Origin of the sequence: Peptoclostridium litorale DSM 5388, from assembly GCF_900141635.1 — a bacterium.
GTDB lineage: Bacteria > Bacillota > Clostridia > Peptostreptococcales > Peptostreptococcaceae > Peptoclostridium > Peptoclostridium litorale.
This window is the reverse complement of record NZ_FSRH01000005.1, coordinates 98,404-114,713: the sequence shown is the minus strand read 5'-3', so window position 1 is coordinate 114,713 and position 16,310 is coordinate 98,404. Positions and strand designations below refer to the sequence as shown.

The 16,310-nt window shown below is 43.9% G+C and carries 13 protein-coding genes; 5 read left to right on the top strand and 8 right to left on the bottom strand.

The annotated features are described in order from the left end of the window. Nucleotides 1-116: 116 nt before the first annotated feature. Together uvrA and uvrB are read right to left on the bottom strand one after the other, a co-directional pair. Nucleotides 117-2,942 (bottom strand): excinuclease ABC subunit UvrA, encoded by a 2,826-nt coding sequence (gene uvrA, locus BUQ87_RS06305; RefSeq protein ID WP_038266079.1) that lies wholly within the window; start codon nt 2,940-2,942, stop codon nt 117-119. 4 nt (nt 2,943-2,946) lie between these two features. Further along, entirely contained in the window at nt 2,947-4,917 is a 1,971-nt protein-coding gene (uvrB, locus tag BUQ87_RS06300; protein ID WP_038266077.1) for an excinuclease ABC subunit UvrB, read from the bottom strand. Between the two features lie 297 nt (nt 4,918-5,214). On the opposite strand from uvrB, the gene BUQ87_RS06295 reads away from it, so the two are divergent. Together BUQ87_RS06295 and BUQ87_RS15150 are read left to right on the top strand one after the other, a co-directional pair. After that, entirely contained in the window at nt 5,215-5,739 is a 525-nt protein-coding gene (locus tag BUQ87_RS06295; RefSeq protein WP_038266074.1) for a hypothetical protein, read from the top strand. A gap of 126 nt (nt 5,740-5,865) precedes the next feature. Beyond that, nucleotides 5,866-6,033 (top strand): hypothetical protein, encoded by a 168-nt coding sequence (locus BUQ87_RS15150; protein WP_159434277.1) that lies wholly within the window; start codon nt 5,866-5,868, stop codon nt 6,031-6,033. A gap of 404 nt (nt 6,034-6,437) precedes the next feature. Here the strand turns inward: BUQ87_RS15150 and BUQ87_RS06290 are convergent, their stop codons facing one another. From BUQ87_RS06290 to ftsE, 4 genes are read right to left on the bottom strand one after another with little or no spacing between them, the layout of a single operon-like run. Then, a complete protein-coding gene (locus BUQ87_RS06290) occupies nt 6,438-7,595 on the bottom strand; it encodes a S41 family peptidase (RefSeq protein ID WP_038266072.1) in 1,158 nt (385 codons plus the stop codon). 40 nt (nt 7,596-7,635) lie between these two features. Continuing rightward, nucleotides 7,636-8,763 carry a murein hydrolase activator EnvC family protein gene (locus BUQ87_RS06285; RefSeq protein WP_038266070.1) on the bottom strand — a complete coding sequence of 376 codons (1,128 nt, stop codon included), beginning with the start codon at nt 8,761-8,763 and terminating at the stop codon, nt 7,636-7,638. A gap of 12 nt (nt 8,764-8,775) precedes the next feature. After that, the gene (ftsX, locus tag BUQ87_RS06280) at nt 8,776-9,666 is read right to left on the bottom strand and encodes a permease-like cell division protein FtsX (protein ID WP_038266067.1); all 891 of its coding nucleotides are present in this window, start codon (nt 9,664-9,666) and stop codon (nt 8,776-8,778) included. Then, nucleotides 9,656-10,342: a cell division ATP-binding protein FtsE gene (ftsE, locus tag BUQ87_RS06275; RefSeq protein ID WP_038266064.1), complete on the bottom strand. Its 687-nt coding sequence runs from the start codon at nt 10,340-10,342 to the stop codon at nt 9,656-9,658. The genes ftsX and ftsE overlap by 11 nt, the downstream gene beginning before the upstream one ends. 213 nt (nt 10,343-10,555) lie before the next feature. On the opposite strand from ftsE, the gene BUQ87_RS06270 reads away from it, so the two are divergent. Both BUQ87_RS06270 and BUQ87_RS06265 read left to right on the top strand, forming a co-directional pair. Further along, nucleotides 10,556-11,140 (top strand): 5-formyltetrahydrofolate cyclo-ligase, encoded by a 585-nt coding sequence (locus tag BUQ87_RS06270; RefSeq protein ID WP_038266063.1) that lies wholly within the window; start codon nt 10,556-10,558, stop codon nt 11,138-11,140. Nucleotides 11,141-11,213: 73 nt separating this feature from the next. Then, nucleotides 11,214-11,663, top strand: a complete 450-nt coding sequence (locus tag BUQ87_RS06265; RefSeq protein ID WP_038266059.1) for a universal stress protein — start codon at nt 11,214-11,216, stop codon at nt 11,661-11,663. A 76-nt stretch (nt 11,664-11,739) separates the two neighbouring features. On the opposite strand, the gene BUQ87_RS06260 is transcribed toward BUQ87_RS06265, so the two are convergent. After that, nucleotides 11,740-14,175 carry a Lon protease family protein gene (locus BUQ87_RS06260; protein WP_052636173.1) on the bottom strand — a complete coding sequence of 812 codons (2,436 nt, stop codon included), beginning with the start codon at nt 14,173-14,175 and terminating at the stop codon, nt 11,740-11,742. Nucleotides 14,176-14,312: 137 nt separating this feature from the next. Next, nucleotides 14,313-14,993, bottom strand: a complete 681-nt coding sequence (locus BUQ87_RS06255; protein WP_242943791.1) for a Crp/Fnr family transcriptional regulator — start codon at nt 14,991-14,993, stop codon at nt 14,313-14,315. Nucleotides 14,994-15,188: 195 nt separating this feature from the next. Between BUQ87_RS06255 and BUQ87_RS06250 the strand changes: the two genes are divergently transcribed. Further along, on the top strand, nt 15,189-15,917 hold the full coding sequence (locus BUQ87_RS06250) for a 4Fe-4S binding protein (RefSeq protein ID WP_038266054.1): 729 nt from the start codon (nt 15,189-15,191) through the stop codon (nt 15,915-15,917). Nucleotides 15,918-16,310 lie beyond the last annotated feature (393 nt).

Genomic DNA, 16,310 nt, shown 5'->3' with positions numbered 1-16,310 from the left:
GCAAGTGCCGGCTGCTTTTCATTCATATTTATTTTTTAACAATCCGACTGTATAGCTTCGCAGCAATATAAAATTCAACAAAATGTATTGTAGGTATTAACCAATCGTTTTTATTTTTATAGATATTTTTTCAAGAAGCTTCCAGTGTACGACGCATCCGTATTTGCTATGTCTTCCGGAGTCCCCTTCGCTATTACATATCCCCCCTTGTCCCCGCCTTCCGGTCCAAGGTCCACTATGTGATCCGCAGTCTTTATCACATCGAGATTGTGCTCTATCACCATTACGCTGTTTCCGCCTTCAACAAGCTTGTGGAGCATCTCTATGAGTCTGTCCACGTCGGCCATGTGAAGTCCTGTTGTAGGCTCGTCAAGTATATAGAGCGTCTTTCCCGTAGATCTCTTGCTGAGCTCTGATGAAAGCTTAATCCTTTGGGCCTCTCCTCCAGAAAGCTGTGTTGAAGGCTGACCGAGTTTTATATATCCAAGGCCCACGTCCATGAGCGTCTGGAGCTTTTTCTTTATTGCAGGAATGTTTTCAAAAAACTGCAGCGCCTCTTCGACATTCATGTCAAGAACCTCTGAAATCGTCTTGTCCTTGTATTTGACCTGGAGTGTCTCCCTGTTATACCTTTTCCCCTTGCAGACCTCGCACGGCACGTACACGTCGGGAAGAAAGTGCATCTCTATTTTTATTATTCCGTCTCCTTTGCAGGCCTCGCATCTTCCGCCCTTAAGGTTGAAGCTGAACCTGCCCTTGTTGTATCCCCTCGCCTTGGCCTCTGGAGTCGATGCAAAAATGTCCCTTATGTGGTCGAACACCCCCGTGTACGTCGCGGGGTTGGACCTTGGCGTCCTTCCTATTGGGGACTGGTCTATGTCTATAACCTTGTCTATGTGCTCAAGCCCCAGTATCGCGTCGTGGTCTCCCGGCCTGCTTTTCAGCCTTTGAATCTTAGAAGCAGCTCCCTTGTATAGTATCTCGTTTACGAGAGAGCTCTTGCCAGAGCCTGAAACCCCGGTGATGCATGTAAACACGCCAAGAGGCAGCTCCACGTCTATGTTCTTCAGGTTGTTCTCCCTGGCTCCCTTGACAACTAGGCTGCTTCCGTTTCCAGCCCTTCTCTCCTTCGGCAATTCCACCTTCAGCTTTCCGCTCAGGTACTTGCCCGTTATGGATCTTTCTTCGTTTTTTATATCATCTATGCTTCCTGTTGCCACAATCTCTCCTCCATGAACTCCTGCCCCCGGCCCTATGTCCACTATGAAGTCTGCGGCATTTATGGTGTCCTCGTCGTGCTCCACCACTATGAGCGTATTGCCTATGTCCGTGAGCCTTCGAAGGGTCGAAAGCAGCCTGTCGTTATCCCTTTGGTGAAGCCCTATGCTCGGCTCGTCAAGCACATAAAGCACTCCCACAAGAGAAGACCCTATCTGGGTTGCAAGCCTTATCCTTTGTGACTCCCCGCCAGAAAGAGTTCCGGCGCTTCTCGAGAGAGTAAGGTATTCAAGTCCCACATCCTTTAAAAAATGCAGCCTCTCCCTTATCTCCTTTATTATGTCCTTTCCTATGAGTTTTTGCATTTCAGTGAGCTTTAGCCCCTCTATCGTTTCAGTCAAAAGGGCTATGGACATGTCCGTAAGCTGAGCTATGTTCATTCCGTCCACAAGCACCGAAAGGCTTTCATCCTTCAGCCTGTCGCCCTTGCATTTCGGGCATGGGTTTTCGCCCATGTACTCCTCTATCTTCTGCCTTATATAGTCTGAAGACGTCTCCAGATATCTTCTCTCAAGGTTGTTTATCACGCCTTCGAATTTGGAGCTGTATGTCCTCCTGCCGCCGTACTGGCTTTCAAAATCAAAGCTCAGCACGATGTCATCCCCGTAAAGCAGCTTGTTTACAAATTTCTTGTCAAGCTCCCTGAACGGTGCATCCAGCGACTGCCCGTAGTGCTTGGCAAGGCTTCCCATCATCTTGAAATAATATGTGTCTTCTGATCCTGCCCCACTTGAAGCCCAAGCCGCGACGGCCCCCTGCCTTATCGAAAGGTCCTCGTTCGGCACTACAAGCTTTGGATCCACCTTTTTCATGAATCCCAGTCCGTTGCACTGCTCGCAGGCCCCGAAAGGCGAGTTGAACGAAAACATCCTCGGCGAGAGGTCTTCTATTCCTATTCCGTGTTCTATGCAGGCGAATTTTGTGGAGAGCATTATCTCCTCGTCTCCCACCACGTCCACTACGACAAGCCCGTCCGAAAGCTTCACGCAGGTTTCTATTGAATCGTACAGCCTGCTGTCTAGGCCCTCTTTTACAACTATCCTGTCCACCACTACTTCTATGTTGTGCTTCTTGTTCTTGTCCAGCTCTATGTCTTCGCCGATGTCATACACATGGCCGTCGACCCTGACTCTTACAAATCCTTCTTTTTTTATTGTGTCGAGTGTTTTTTCGTGCCTTCCCTTTTTCCCCCTGACCACCGGAGACATTAGCTGTATCCTGGTTCCTTCGCCAAGCTCCATGACCTTGTCCGCTATCTGCTCTATTGTCATCTGGCTTATCTTCTTTTTGCAGACAGGGCAGTGGGGCTCCCCTATTCTCGCGAACAGAAGCCTGAAGTAGTCGTATATCTCGGTGACCGTGCCCACTGTCGACCTTGGATTTTTGGATGTGGTCTTTTGATCTATTGATATGGCCGGCGAAAGGCCCTCTATATACTCAACATCCGGCTTTTCCATCTGTCCCAGAAACTGCCTCGCATATGCGGAAAGGCTCTCGACATATCGCCTTTGCCCCTCGGCATATATCGTATCGAATGCAAGTGATGACTTTCCAGAACCCGAAAGCCCTGTAAACACTACAAGCTTGTTTCTCGGTATTTCAATATCTATATTTTTAAGGTTGTGCTCCTTTGCTCCCCTTATTACTATTTTTTCATTCTTCACATCTTCACCTCTTCTTTTTCTCAAGCTCTGCTATCTTGTCACGAAGCTGCGCTGCCTTTTCAAACTGGAGTGTTTCGGCAGCCTCCATCATGAGAAGCTTGAGCTCGTGTATCATGTCCTCAAGAGGCATCTCCTCAGACATGCTCTCCACGCCCATATAGCCCTGCTCCTCTTCTGCAACGCTTGTGGCCTCTATTACATCCCTTATGCCCTTCTTTATGGTTGTCGGGATTATTCCATGCTCCTCGTTGTACTCCTCCTGGATTGCACGTCTTCTGTTCGTCTCGCTTATCGCCCTTTCCATGGACTGGGTTATCTTGTCGGCGTACATTATGACCCTTCCGTTTGCATTTCTCGCCGCCCTTCCTATGGTCTGTATGAGCGATGTCTCGGACCTCAGGAAGCCCTCCTTGTCGGCATCGAGTATAGAAACAAGTGAAACCTCCGGAATGTCTAGCCCTTCCCTAAGAAGGTTTATCCCCACCAGCACGTCAAATACTCCGCTTCGAAGGTCCCTTATTATCTTTATCCTCTCAAGCGTTTCGACATCAGAGTGCATGTATGTCACCTTTACACCGGCGCTGCTCAAATAGTCCGTAAGGTCCTCCGCCATCCTCTTTGTAAGCGTAGTCACAAGAACCCTTTCCTTTATCTGAACCCTCTTGTCTATCTCGCCGAGAAGGTCGTCTATCTGCCCGTCTGTAGGCCTTATCTCCACATTAGGGTCCACAAGCCCCGTAGGCCTTATTATCTGCTGGGCTATGCACGAAGATTTTTCAATCTCATATTTCGAAGGGGTGGCAGACACGAAAATCATCTGGCTTACCATTCCCTCGAACTCCTCGAATTCAAGCGGCCTGTTGTCGAATGCAGAAGGCAGCCTGAAGCCGTAGTCTATAAGGGATGTCTTTCTCGACCTGTCGCCCCCGTACATCGCCCTCAGCTGGGGCATCATCACGTGGGACTCGTCCGCTATTATTAGGAAGTCGTCCGGGAAAAAGTCAAGCAGGGTAAACGGCCTGTCTCCCGCTTTTCTTCCAGTCAGGTGCCTTGAATAGTTCTCTATTCCCTTGCAAGTGCCTATCTCCCTTAGCATCTCGACGTCGTACCTCGTCTTTTGCTCTATCCTCTGGGCCTCAAGCAGCATGCCATTTTCCGTGAAATAGGCCACCCTCTCTTCAAGTTCCTTTTCTATAGCCTCTATGGCCACATTCAGCTTTTCACGGCTTGTGACATAGTGGGATGCCGGGAATATCGAAGCGTGGCTCCTCTGGCCCACCGTCTTGCCGGTTATATAGTCTATCTCGGTTATCCTGTCTATCTCGTCTCCGAAAAACTCTATCCTTATCGCCTTCTCGTCGTCGCTCGCGGAGAATACCTCTATTACGTCTCCCCTGACCCTGAAGGTTCCCCGCGTAAAGTCCACGTCGTTTCTCTCGTACTGTATCTGGACAAGCTTTCTTATTACGTCGTCCCTGTCCCTTGTCATTCCAGGCCTTAAGGAAAGCATCTGCTCCTTGTATTCGTCAGGGTCTCCAAGGCCGTATATGCACGACACTGAAGACACTATTATGACGTCTCTTCTCTCAAGCACGGCGGATGTCGCCGAGTGCCTGAGCTTGTCTATCTCGTCGTTTATGGCCGAGTCCTTCTCTATATAGGTGTCCGACTGCACTACATACGCCTCGGGCTGGTAGTAGTCGTAGTAGCTCACGAAATACTCCACTGCGTTTTCAGGGAAGAACTCCTTGAATTCGCTGTAGAGCTGCGCCGCTAGGGTCTTGTTGTGGGCCATTACAATAGTGGGCTTTTTGACCCTCTGTATTATGTTTGCCATAGTGAATGTCTTTCCAGAGCCTGTCGCTCCTATTAGTGTCGAGTACTTCTCTCCGCTTTCTATGGCCGTGCTTATCTCCTCTATGGCCTGGGGCTGGTCACCCGTCGGCCTGAAATCCGATACTATCTTAAAGTCCATGGCTGCACCTCCATTTTGCAAACAAACGTTCCTTCATCACTATATATCATTATATCTTTTTGAATTTTTTAATGCAATATTATGTAAAAAATTAATTTTGCAGCATATGCGTACATGTGTCTTGTCTTTGCAACACCCCAATAAATATAGCGCTCCTAATATTCATACTCCTGCGTCTGGGCTCTGGTGGATGATCGGATGTAAGTCTCACATGTCTATTGACTTTATTTTCCTCAAAGAGTATCATTTGGCATGTGAGGCATATATATACTACTATTGGCAACAGGGGGTAACGGCTTGAAAAAAACTTATATTATTTCTACCATATGTTTATTGCTGCTAGTCATTTTCGCTTGTTTAAATTTTTCCATAATAGGAGTGACCAAAAACAATCTTGAACGTAACGCTCGTAAATCCCAGAAAATAGATGATAGTTGGCAGGTCTCCAAATCTGTAACCGACACCCTTGGGGTACTTCTGTTTTACAAAGAAGATTCAAATGATTTCACATACTCCATTTATTTAAACAGAGAGGGTTTTTCATTTGGATATTTTTTTCATTCAGGTGGAAGTAGCATAGATATTTCCAAAGGTATTCAAGCATTTAACTATGGCAATTCCATTGCTATCGTTTCAATCAACAAGGTAAATGCGGCGAGAATAGAATGTGTTTCTGAAGACAGTCAAAAGCAAGAGTTGATCTATACTTTAGAACCGGGTAAGCCATTTGCTATTGCAGTGCCCATTGCAGATGACAATACGACAATAAGAATCTATGACAAAGACGGAAATGAGATTCCGATAACAACAATGTCGTGTTAGGAATGAATATAGCAATTCATTCTTGCAATGCATAATATTTAACACAATAATCAATTTGCAGCATTCTTATACTGCATGGCAGTTAGTGTGCTGCAAATCATAATTTTTATTTAGGAGGATATACTTATGGATTTAGAATTGATTTTCCAGTTAGTTAACACCGTGCTTCTTATCGCCATTTTATATGTTTTTTACTATGTCATATTCAAAGTGCCTCAAAAATTCAAAAATATAGACGATAAAATCTACAAAATCGAGGATATTTTGGCTGAAATGAATGAAAAATCAGAATAAGCAGTTCTCTATATTCGTATATAATGTATCTTTTATATTCCCTTTGGTAACCCATTCAAAAAGCCTCTGCGTGCGATGGCCCGGCCGTTTTTATGGAGTTTTGCAAGATTTCTAATCGAAATTCAGCGCCGGAGCCGCTGGAAAGTTTGACTGCCTGAGCGAAGCGAGTTTCAAACCTTTCCCGGCTGCCAGCTGAATGAGATTATAGAAATCTCAAAACGCAAGACTTACGGCAGGTTTATCCCCCAGAGGCCTACGGGCAATAATGCATAAACCACATTAACCCTGAATATACTTCACTCCAATAAAAAAGAGAGTCCATCAAAGACTCTCTTTTCCATTTCAATTATTTATTATCCTTATACAGGCCTTTATTTGTATTTCACAACTTTTATCCCTTAGCCTTATTTGATCTTGCCTTTTACATACTCAAGCGCCTTGTCAAGCTGCTCCTGCTCGTCCTCAACCTCTATGTCGGGCTTTATGCCCTTCTTGTTTATATATTCCCCGGAAGGCGTGAAATACTGGGCGGTTGTCAACTTGTACCCTGTGCCGTCCTTTAGAGGGTAAACCCTTTGGACAAGCCCTTTTCCAAATGTGGTCTCGCCTATGAGCACACCTGCCTTGTTGTCCCTTATGGCCCCGCTTAGTATCTCAGATGCAGATGCAGACCCGCCGTTTACAAGCACCGCCATAGGCATTGAAAGCTTTCTTTCCTCGTCTGACCTCAGGTATTCCTCTTCTCCACTTCTGTCCCTCGTGTATACAACGGTGCCTTTTCCGAGTATTTCATCAGCAATTTCATGGCACTGGTCCAAAAGCCCTCCTGGATTTCCCCTAAGGTCTATTACAAGGCCTTTTATGCCCTTGTCTTTCAAATCCTCAAGGTTCGCCTTGAATTCTCCCGCAGTCTTCTCGTCAAATGTGGTTATTCTGATGTAGCCGATGTCGCCGTCTTTGACCTCTGACTTTACCGTCTTGACTCTTATTTCCTCTCTTACTATGTCGATATCGAAAGGCTCAGCCATGCCTTCCCTGAATATTGTGAGCGTGACAGCAGTTCCCGGTTCGCCTCTCATCTTTCCAACCGCCTTGTCAAGCTCCTTGGCTGTGAATGACTCCCCGTTCACTCCTACTATCTTGTCTCCCGCCTTTATTCCGGCTCTGTCTCCCGGCGTATCCTCTATTGGCGATACCACGGTTATAAGCCCGTCTTCCCCCGGAGCCACATATACGCCTATTCCTCCAAAGCTACCCTTTGTGTATTCAATGAGTTCGTTGAACTCAGACTCCGTCATATAGTCTGAATATGGGTCCTCCAGGCCTTCAAACATTCCATTTATGGCCCCTTCAATGAGCTTGTCTTCATCTGACTCCTGATAAAAATTCCCTTCTATCTCCTGCTTTAACGCCAGCAGCTTTTCAAATTTTTTATACTGACCATATTTGTCTACAGGCACTATTGCAACCTTTCCCATCATAATGCCCGCATTGAGCGTAAAAAGGGATGCTATTACCGCAACCACTACCGCACCTAATGCCGCTTTTTTATTTGATATCATCAATTTCTCCCTTCAAAATTGCCTTTTCACAATAAGCCTGTTACTTCACCCAGCTTACAGGGTTTGTAGTGCTTCCATTTTTCCTGACCTCGAAGTGAAGGTGAGGTCCCGTCGACATTCCCGTGGAGCCGGCCTTGGCTATGACCTGTCCCCTTTTGACCTTGTCTCCCCGGCTTACCAGAAGCTTCGAATTGTGGGCGTACACAGTGACTATTCCGCCCCCGTGGTCAATTGATACAAGATTTCCGTAGCCCCCGTTCCACCCTGCAGATATAACGGTTCCATCATTTGCCGCAACTATGGAGCTTCCCGTACCCGCAGCTATGTCTATGCCCGAGTGGAATTTATTCCTTTTTAGTATGGGGTGGTATCTGTTTCCATATGGAGAAGTGATTCTGCTGTTCCCAGGTGCCGGCCAAGCCATGATCCCTCCGCCGTATGTGGTTCCCTTTGACTGGAGCTTTGCTATCTCCGACTGAAGCTGGTTTGCATACTTGTTGAACCCGTCTATTTGAGCTTCAATCTCCTTGGCGTTCTCCACAAGTTCTTTTTTGTATATCTCCTGCTGCCCCTTCGACACCGCAAGCTGGGTCTTTTTAGCCTCCGCCTTCTGCTGGAATGCTACAAGCTGCCTTTCCTTGTCTTCAAGATCCTCTTTTGCCCTTTCCACCTTTTCCCTGTCGTTTTTGAGGTTTCCTATCAGCTCCTTGTCGTATGCCACTATGTTTTTTATCATCTCAAGGTTTGTCATAAGCTCTGATATGTCATTTGAACTAAGTAGTATTTCCATGTATTCTACATTCGAGGTCTTGTACATTACCCTCAGCCTCTTTTCAAGCAGCTTTTTCTGCTTTTCTATAAGTGCCTTGAGCTTTTCTATCTCCTGTCTTTTTACATCTATGTCACCCTTTGTCTGGGTTATCTTTGAAAAGAGGTCATTTATCTCGGTTTCCTTTTGCCTTATTTCTTCCTCAAGATCCTCTATCTTGTCTACAACATTCTTTTGCTCCTGCTTGTTCTGTTTGAGCTCCTGCTGGGCCTTGCTCTTGTCCTTTTTTACATTGTCCAGCTTTTTCTTGTAGTCATTGACAGAAACCGCAAATGAAGCTATGCTCGACATGGCCAGCGCAATGCACACTATTATGGCTATCCATTTGCTCTTTTTCAAGTTCTACCCCTCCTATACTTCAAGATGTTTTCTAAGCGATATCAAGCTCCCGAGCATTCCTATCCCTATGCCCATCACCAGAAATATTATGAGAAGACTTTTGAATATCTCGTCCAGCGAAAGCATGTTGCTTACCATGGCCCAGTAGCTGTCACTTGTAATCTTGTTGTAGACGTAATTGTACGAAAAGCTTATTAGCCCGAGCGATATCACCGATCCAAAAGCTCCAAGTATTACTCCCTCCACAAGGAAAGGGCCCCTTATGAACCAGTTTGTCGCCCCGACATACTTCATTATGTTTATCTCTTTCCGTCTTGCATAGAGCGCTATTTTTATGGTGTTAGATATTACAAACAGGGATACAGACGAAAGAAGAACTATGAGCGTCAGCCCTAGTGTCCTTATCCAGTTTGATATCCTTATCATCTTTTCTATTACGTCCTTGTAGTATTTTACATCTTCCACTCCGCCCATGTCCTTGATCTTCGCGTACACGCCGTCCGCAGACTCAAGGCTGTCCAGATGGACTATGAATGAGTTTTGAAGCGAGCTTTCAAGACCTTCAAGCAGATATGCATCATCGCCCCATCTGACCTTGAATTTTTCAAACGCGTCTTTTTTAGACTCGAACTGAGCCTCCTTTACGCCTTCCATTTTTTCGATCTCTTTTTTCATGTTGTATATCTCTTCAGAGCCCAAGTCGTCTTCAAGAAACATCTGTATCTTGTCAAACTTGCTCTGCATTACAAGCGTAAAATTGTTTATGTTGAGCACAAGCACTATTATTATGCCCAGTATGAAAAGAGACGCCCCCACTGAACTTACCGATGCAAGTGCCATGGGCCTGTTTCTCCAAACGCCCTTTGATCCTTCTTTTAAGTTATAAAAAACGCTACCTAGCATTCTTGTAACTACCCCTTTCCTCATCCCTGACAACCACTCCGTCGTCAAGCTGTATTACCCTTTGCTTCATCTCGTCAACAAGTTCTTGGGCATGTGTAGCTACAAGAACAGTAGTGCCTCTTCTATTTATGTCCTTTAACAGCCTCATTATATCCCATGCGTTTTTAGGGTCCAGGTTTCCAGTAGGCTCGTCTGCTATGAGCAGTGACGGCTTGTTTATTATTGCCCGGGCAATACTCACCCTCTGCTGCTCCCCGCCCGAGAGTTCTCCCGGATACGACTTGGCCTTTGCGCTAAGACCCACCATTCCCAGTATGAAAGGCACCTTTCTTCTGATGTCCTTGCTCTTGTGGCCGGTTATTTCCATTGCAAAAGCTACATTCTCATATACAGTTTTGTCCTGTAGAAGCCTGAAGTCCTGAAATACCACACCCATATTCCTTCTCAGAAGGGGTGTTTTTCGTTTTGAAATTCTGGTTATGTCCTGACCGTCAATCAGAATGCTTCCTGAGCTTGCCTCCTGCTCTTTTAAAAGGAGCTTTATAAATGTAGACTTTCCTGCCCCTGAAGACCCTACAAGAAATGCGAAATCGCCCTTTTTTATGTCTATTGTAACTCCTGAAAGGGCCTGCTTCCCGTTCTTGTATTCCTTAACAACGTTTCTAAATTTTATCAATCAATATCACTCCCGTAAATATTGCATTTTTACATCAACTATATTATCCTATACTGAAATACATTTATTCATTGCGCTAAACCTATTTTACACCATTAATATTAAATTACTATAAACTTTTAAAATTTTTTATCCGTGCACCAACTATATTATACCAATAAACTGTGCATGTCTTCAATCACTATGAATAACTATGAATATGGGAGGCTACTTATGATTGATAAATCAAGCTTTAGAAAAAATGCCCTGTCCGAAAGAAGCAATATGCCTGACAGGGCAGTATGCAAAAAATCAGATTCAATTTTTAACGCATTGGTCTCAATGAATGAGTTCAAAAAAGCACAAAACATAATGCTTTATGTTGATTTTAAAAACGAAGTCAAGACAGACAGGCTCATCCGCCACATAATAGACTCCGGTAAAAATGCAATAGTTCCCATATCCGTAATAAAAGGCAGAAAACTCATACCCTCGCTATTAAAAGACCCTGATGCCGAACTTGCCGTTTCCACCTACGGGGTAAAAGAACCAAAAAAAGAGTTCACAAGACCATTCGACAAGGATTCTATAGATATCGTGATAGTGCCCGGGGTGGCTTTTGGCGAAAATGGATGCAGAATGGGATATGGCGCCGGTTTTTATGACAGGTTCATCCATTCCATACAAAACAACAGCCTCGTTACAATAGGCGTTGCATTTGAACTCCAGGTATATGACTTCATACCTTGCGATGATCACGACATTATACTGGATTATATAGTGACTGAAAATAGGATAATAAGTAATCGCTCCATATAATATGCATGCTATCCGGTTAACCCTTTTTCATTTTGGTATAAATTATATATAACCCATAGAAAGGGGTGGTATTTTGAAAATCCTACTTCCATATGACGGATCGGACTACTGCTTCAAGGCCTTCGAATATGTTATCGAACATATTCAGACTCTCGGCAGATGCGAAATCTATATACTGAATGTCCAAAAGGGCTATCTTCCAGGCACCGTCGAAACATCTTATATGAGTTTGGATTCATGTTCCTACAAAGACACAAGCATACAAAATCGCACTCATGGCAAGATATACCTGGAGTCTATTCGCAAGGCTGTTACGTTTTTCAAGAGCAACAATATAGAGGTGAACGTATTGATAGGTTTTGGACATCCTGCCGAAGTCATACTCGACGTGAGCAGGCTTGAGTACTTTGACATGATAGTGATGTGCACTCATGGCATGGGCGCCGCCAAGAGGTTCACCCTCGGAAGCACCACAGACAAGGTTGTCCATTATTCAAACGTACCGGTTCTGATAATCCGATAATTCAGCAAAAAAGACATCCGCTTAGCGGATGTCTTTTTCACATATGCTATATCTCACAATCTTTTGGAGTCTTTTGTTAATTCTTATCGCCGCCGTTTTTATCCTTTTTATCATTGTCTTTACTCTCTTCATTATCTCCTTTGTCTTTTTTGTCTTCATCTTCAGAAGACTTTTCAAGCCTTTCCCTTACCCTGCTGTCAATTTCATCCATAGTAAGCCCCGTAAGTATTTCAATACCCTCGCTCACATTCTCTATTGCATATATGTGGAATAAACCATTTTCAACAGCATCTATTATCTCGTCCTTTATCATCAGGTTTTTGACGTTTGTCTTTGGGATCATTACGCCGTGGCTTCCCGTAAGCCCCTTTATCTTGCATACGTCAAAGAAGCCCTCTATCTTTTCATTGACTCCACCTATAGGCTGTATCTCTCCCTTTTGGCTTATTGAGCCAGTTACAGCTATATACTGCTTTATTGGAATCTGTGCTATGCTTGATATTATAACATAGAGCTCTGTGCTCGATGCGCTGTCTCCGTCTATATGGGAATATGTTTGCTCGAAAGTGATTGAAGTTGCAAGCGATATAGGCTTTTCCTTTCCATATCTTTCGCCCAAATAGCCGCTGAGTATGAGCACACCCTTGTCGTGTATGCTTCCGCTGTGCCTTACCTCCCTTTCTATGTTTATTATTCCGGCCTTTCCCTTGTATGTGGACGCAGTCATTCTGGCAGGCTTTCCAAAGCTGTACTCCCCACTTCCCATAACCGTAAGCCCGTTTATCTGGCCTATTTTTTCACCTTCTATGTCTATCAGCAGAGTTCCTTCTTCAAACAGTTCGTTGAGCTTTTCCTCGTATTTGCTGTTTCTGTACCTTTTTCCCTCTATGGCCTTTGCCACGTCCGTTGCTGTGACATATTCATTTTCATCATTGCTGTATGCATCAGCTTCGTAAAGTATTTCAACAATCTGGTTGAACCTTGCGCTCAGCTTTTTCTTGTCGTCTGCAAGCCTTGAGCTGTACTCGACCACCTTCTCGACCGCACCCTTGTCGAAGTGCTTTATTCCTACCTCCTCGCAGTGGCTTCTTATGAACCTTGCTAGTTTTATTACATTTTCTTCATTCCTCTTGAACTCAACGTCAAAATCAGCCATTATCCTGAACTGCTTCCTGAACTCCTCGTCATATGCGTACAGTATGCTGTAAGTCCTGTAGTCTCCTATCAGTATGACTTTGAGATCTAGATCTATAGGATCGGGCTTGAGAGTAGAAGTCACTATGTATCCATACTGCTTGTTAAGCGTCTCCATTGTTATTGAATTTGTCCTTAACGCACGTTTTAGCGCATCCCATGCAAAAGGATGTGAAAAAACATCCTTTACATCCAGTATAAGAAATCCTCCGTTTGCCTTGTGCAGCGCCCCGGGCTTGAGCTGCATGAAATTGGTGGTCATAGCCCCCATTTCATTTTTATACTCTATCATTCCGGTGAGGTTGTAGTATGTCGGATTTATCTCGTTCACTATAGGCAGATCCTCCCTGCCGCTGTTGTCTATGAAAAGATTCACCTGGTACCTCATGAAAAATCTTCCGTCGTCCTTTTGCTGCATCATAAATAGAGGGTTCGGCTGCTCCTGTGTCTTGCTTTCCTTGAACTTGTGAATGTTTTCTATTATGTCATTTTTAACTTCCTTAAGGTACGAAAGCACCTTTTCATCCTTGCCGTAATCTTCTATGAGCACTTCTATGAAAAAGCTCGCTATGCTGTCGCCAGTTCTTCTGTCCAGCTCTTCAAGGCTCTCCCTGAACTGTCCTTCAAGCGCCCTTATCCTGTTCAGGTAGTCGTTTATCTCCTTGTTCACCTGGCTTGACTTGGCCCTTATCGTTTCATAGTCCTCCTCTGTAAGATCCTTGTATTCTTCGTCGCTCATAGGCGTGCCGTCGCTTTTAAGCGGTATGCTAAAGAGACCCTGGTTCGTCTGCTGGAATATAAATCCCTTTGTTCTTGCAAACTCGTTCAATTCAATGAGTATGTTCTTGCTTATCCTTTCATATCTTTGGACTATCTCTGCGCTTCTTATTTCATATTCCCTTGATGAAAATATTTTAGGAACCTCGTCCATGAGCTTGTCTATTGTAACCTCGACATCCCTTTTAAACTGCTTTGCCACTCCAGCCTCGAAAGACAGCGCCGTAGGCTCGTCTGCAGAGTTGAAATTGTATACATACACCCAGTCCCTTATGTTCTTTTCCTTTTGGGTCGAAGCCACCTTTTGCACAAGTGATTTTGTATAGCTGGTTCTTCCTGTTCCGCTAAGGCCTGCAACATATACATTGTATCCGTTTTTTTTCATTTTAAGCCCGAACCTCAGCGCCTCCGCCGCCCTGTTTTGTCCTATTATCCCCCTCAGCGGCTCAAGGTCCTTCGTAGTCTCAAACTCGTATTTTTCCAGCTCGCAACTGTACTTTAATTCATCTTTATTAAGCTCCCACTTTTTTAAATCTACCATTTAAACACCCCCACTTATAACAAATTATAGCATTAGTTATCTTTTACCCCATTTTGACATTTATAAAAGATGTTTCAAAAACATGGGCATGTTTTAATCTGTTTGATGTTGTCCGGGCTGCTCTTTTAGCGGCATTTTCACATCAGAAACTCCTCTATGGCCTCTATATCCAGTATTTCCATATACCCTTTTCCAAATGAGATAAGCCCTTCTTCCCTCATGTTGACAAGCTCTCTCGAAAGCGAAGGCCTCGGTATTCCAAAGCTTTCAGCCATGTCATTCCTGGTTGTTAGAATCTTTAGGCGCTTTTTTTCCTGCCTCTTGTATTCTTCTATTATGAATCTGCATATTTTTTGCCTTATGGTTTTGAGTGACAGGTTTTCAACTTTTTTGTTCAGCATTAGTATCTTGTTTGAAAGCAGATTCATGAAATTTTGTAGAAACTTGTCATCCTCTCTGCAAAGACCTATTATGTTTCCCCTTGATATGAAGAGTACAGCCGACTTTTTTTGAGAAACTATTGTCGCCGGATACTGCCCGTGATTTGAAAACACCACTACCTCGCCGAATATGTCCCCTTTTGAAAGCTTTGTAAGGTTTACGACTTTTCCTGAAAAATAGACTTTCTGGACTGCAATCTCGCCATCCATAACTATTCCTATACGGTTGCACTGGTCTCCCTCTATTGCTATGACTTCTCCCTTTGAAAAATTCCTTATGCTGTAATTTACAGCCCCAAGCGCCCTTTCTATTTCCTCCGGCTTAAATCCCTTGAAGAGTATGCTTTTTGAAATGTACATCAGATATTTTTTTTCCAACGAAATCCCTCCCATGATATTTTAAATGGATAAAACATATTTCAGTGTGCTGCCTTAATATCTCCATAATTTTTTAAATCCAGGCTAAATTTTCGATATTTCGTAACCAAAGTTACATATTTTATTATATACTAACTCTATAATAAAATCATAGAAACCGACAAACACCCAGTGTCATAGAGAGGATGATTATATATGAAAAGAAATATAATAGAAATAGACAGAGATCTTTGCAACGGATGCGGACTTTGTGCAAGCGCCTGCCATGAAGGTGCAATTCAGATGATCGACGGAAAGGCAGCTCTTATCCACGACAAATACTGCGACGGACTCGGCGACTGCCTTCCTGCATGTCCTACAAATGCAATAAAAATGATTGAGAGAGAAGCCGATCCATACGATGACGATGCGGTAAAAGAGCTACAGAGGAAAAAAGCCGAGGAGGCTAAAATAAAGCCTATTCCCTGCGGATGCCCTGGAACCATGGCAAAGAAAATAGAAAAAAATAGCGCTCCCGTACAGCTAAAGTCTTCACAATGCGCTTCTTCAGAAAATCCAAAATCTCAGCTCGGCCAGTGGCCAGTACAGATAAAGCTCGTAAATCCCCAGGCTGACTATCTAGATGGCGCTGACATACTGATAGCTGCAGACTGTACTGCATATGCATATGCGAACTTCCACGAGGAGTTCATAAAGGGAAGGATAACACTTATAGGCTGCCCTAAGCTGGACGACAACAAATATTATGAAGAAAAGCTTACTGAAATATTTTCAGGCAACGACATAAAGAGCATAACCGTTGTGAGAATGGAAGTTCCATGCTGCTCTGGCATAATCGCTTCAGTAAAACAGGCAATTCTGTGCTCCCAAAAGATTGTTCCATACAGCGAAATAACCATATCCGTAGACGGAAATAGAATTTAATCGTGAAAAGGGCGTGCAAATATGATGTTTGCACGCTTTTTCAATCCGCAGCTTTACACAAAAAAAAGAAAGCCAGGCTATTTCTCTTCTTTACGAGTGATAGCCTGGTTCAACAGTTATAAGCATGATACCTTGTTTCATATTCAGTTTTGTTTTCCGATGGTTCTTCCAAGTTTCTTATCCCGCATCACTCCTTTGTGATTTGAAGCTTACACGGATACTTACACTTTTCTTATCTCAAGGTATTCTTGTCCCCCCTTGATTGGGTTTTATTTTTAAGATGCTACTTGTTTAGGCCTCACAGCCTGTCCTTTCATCCTTATAACTATTGTTTATCTTTCATTAATTATATACCCTGTGCCCTGTAATTCAAACTCCAACTCCATATTTTAT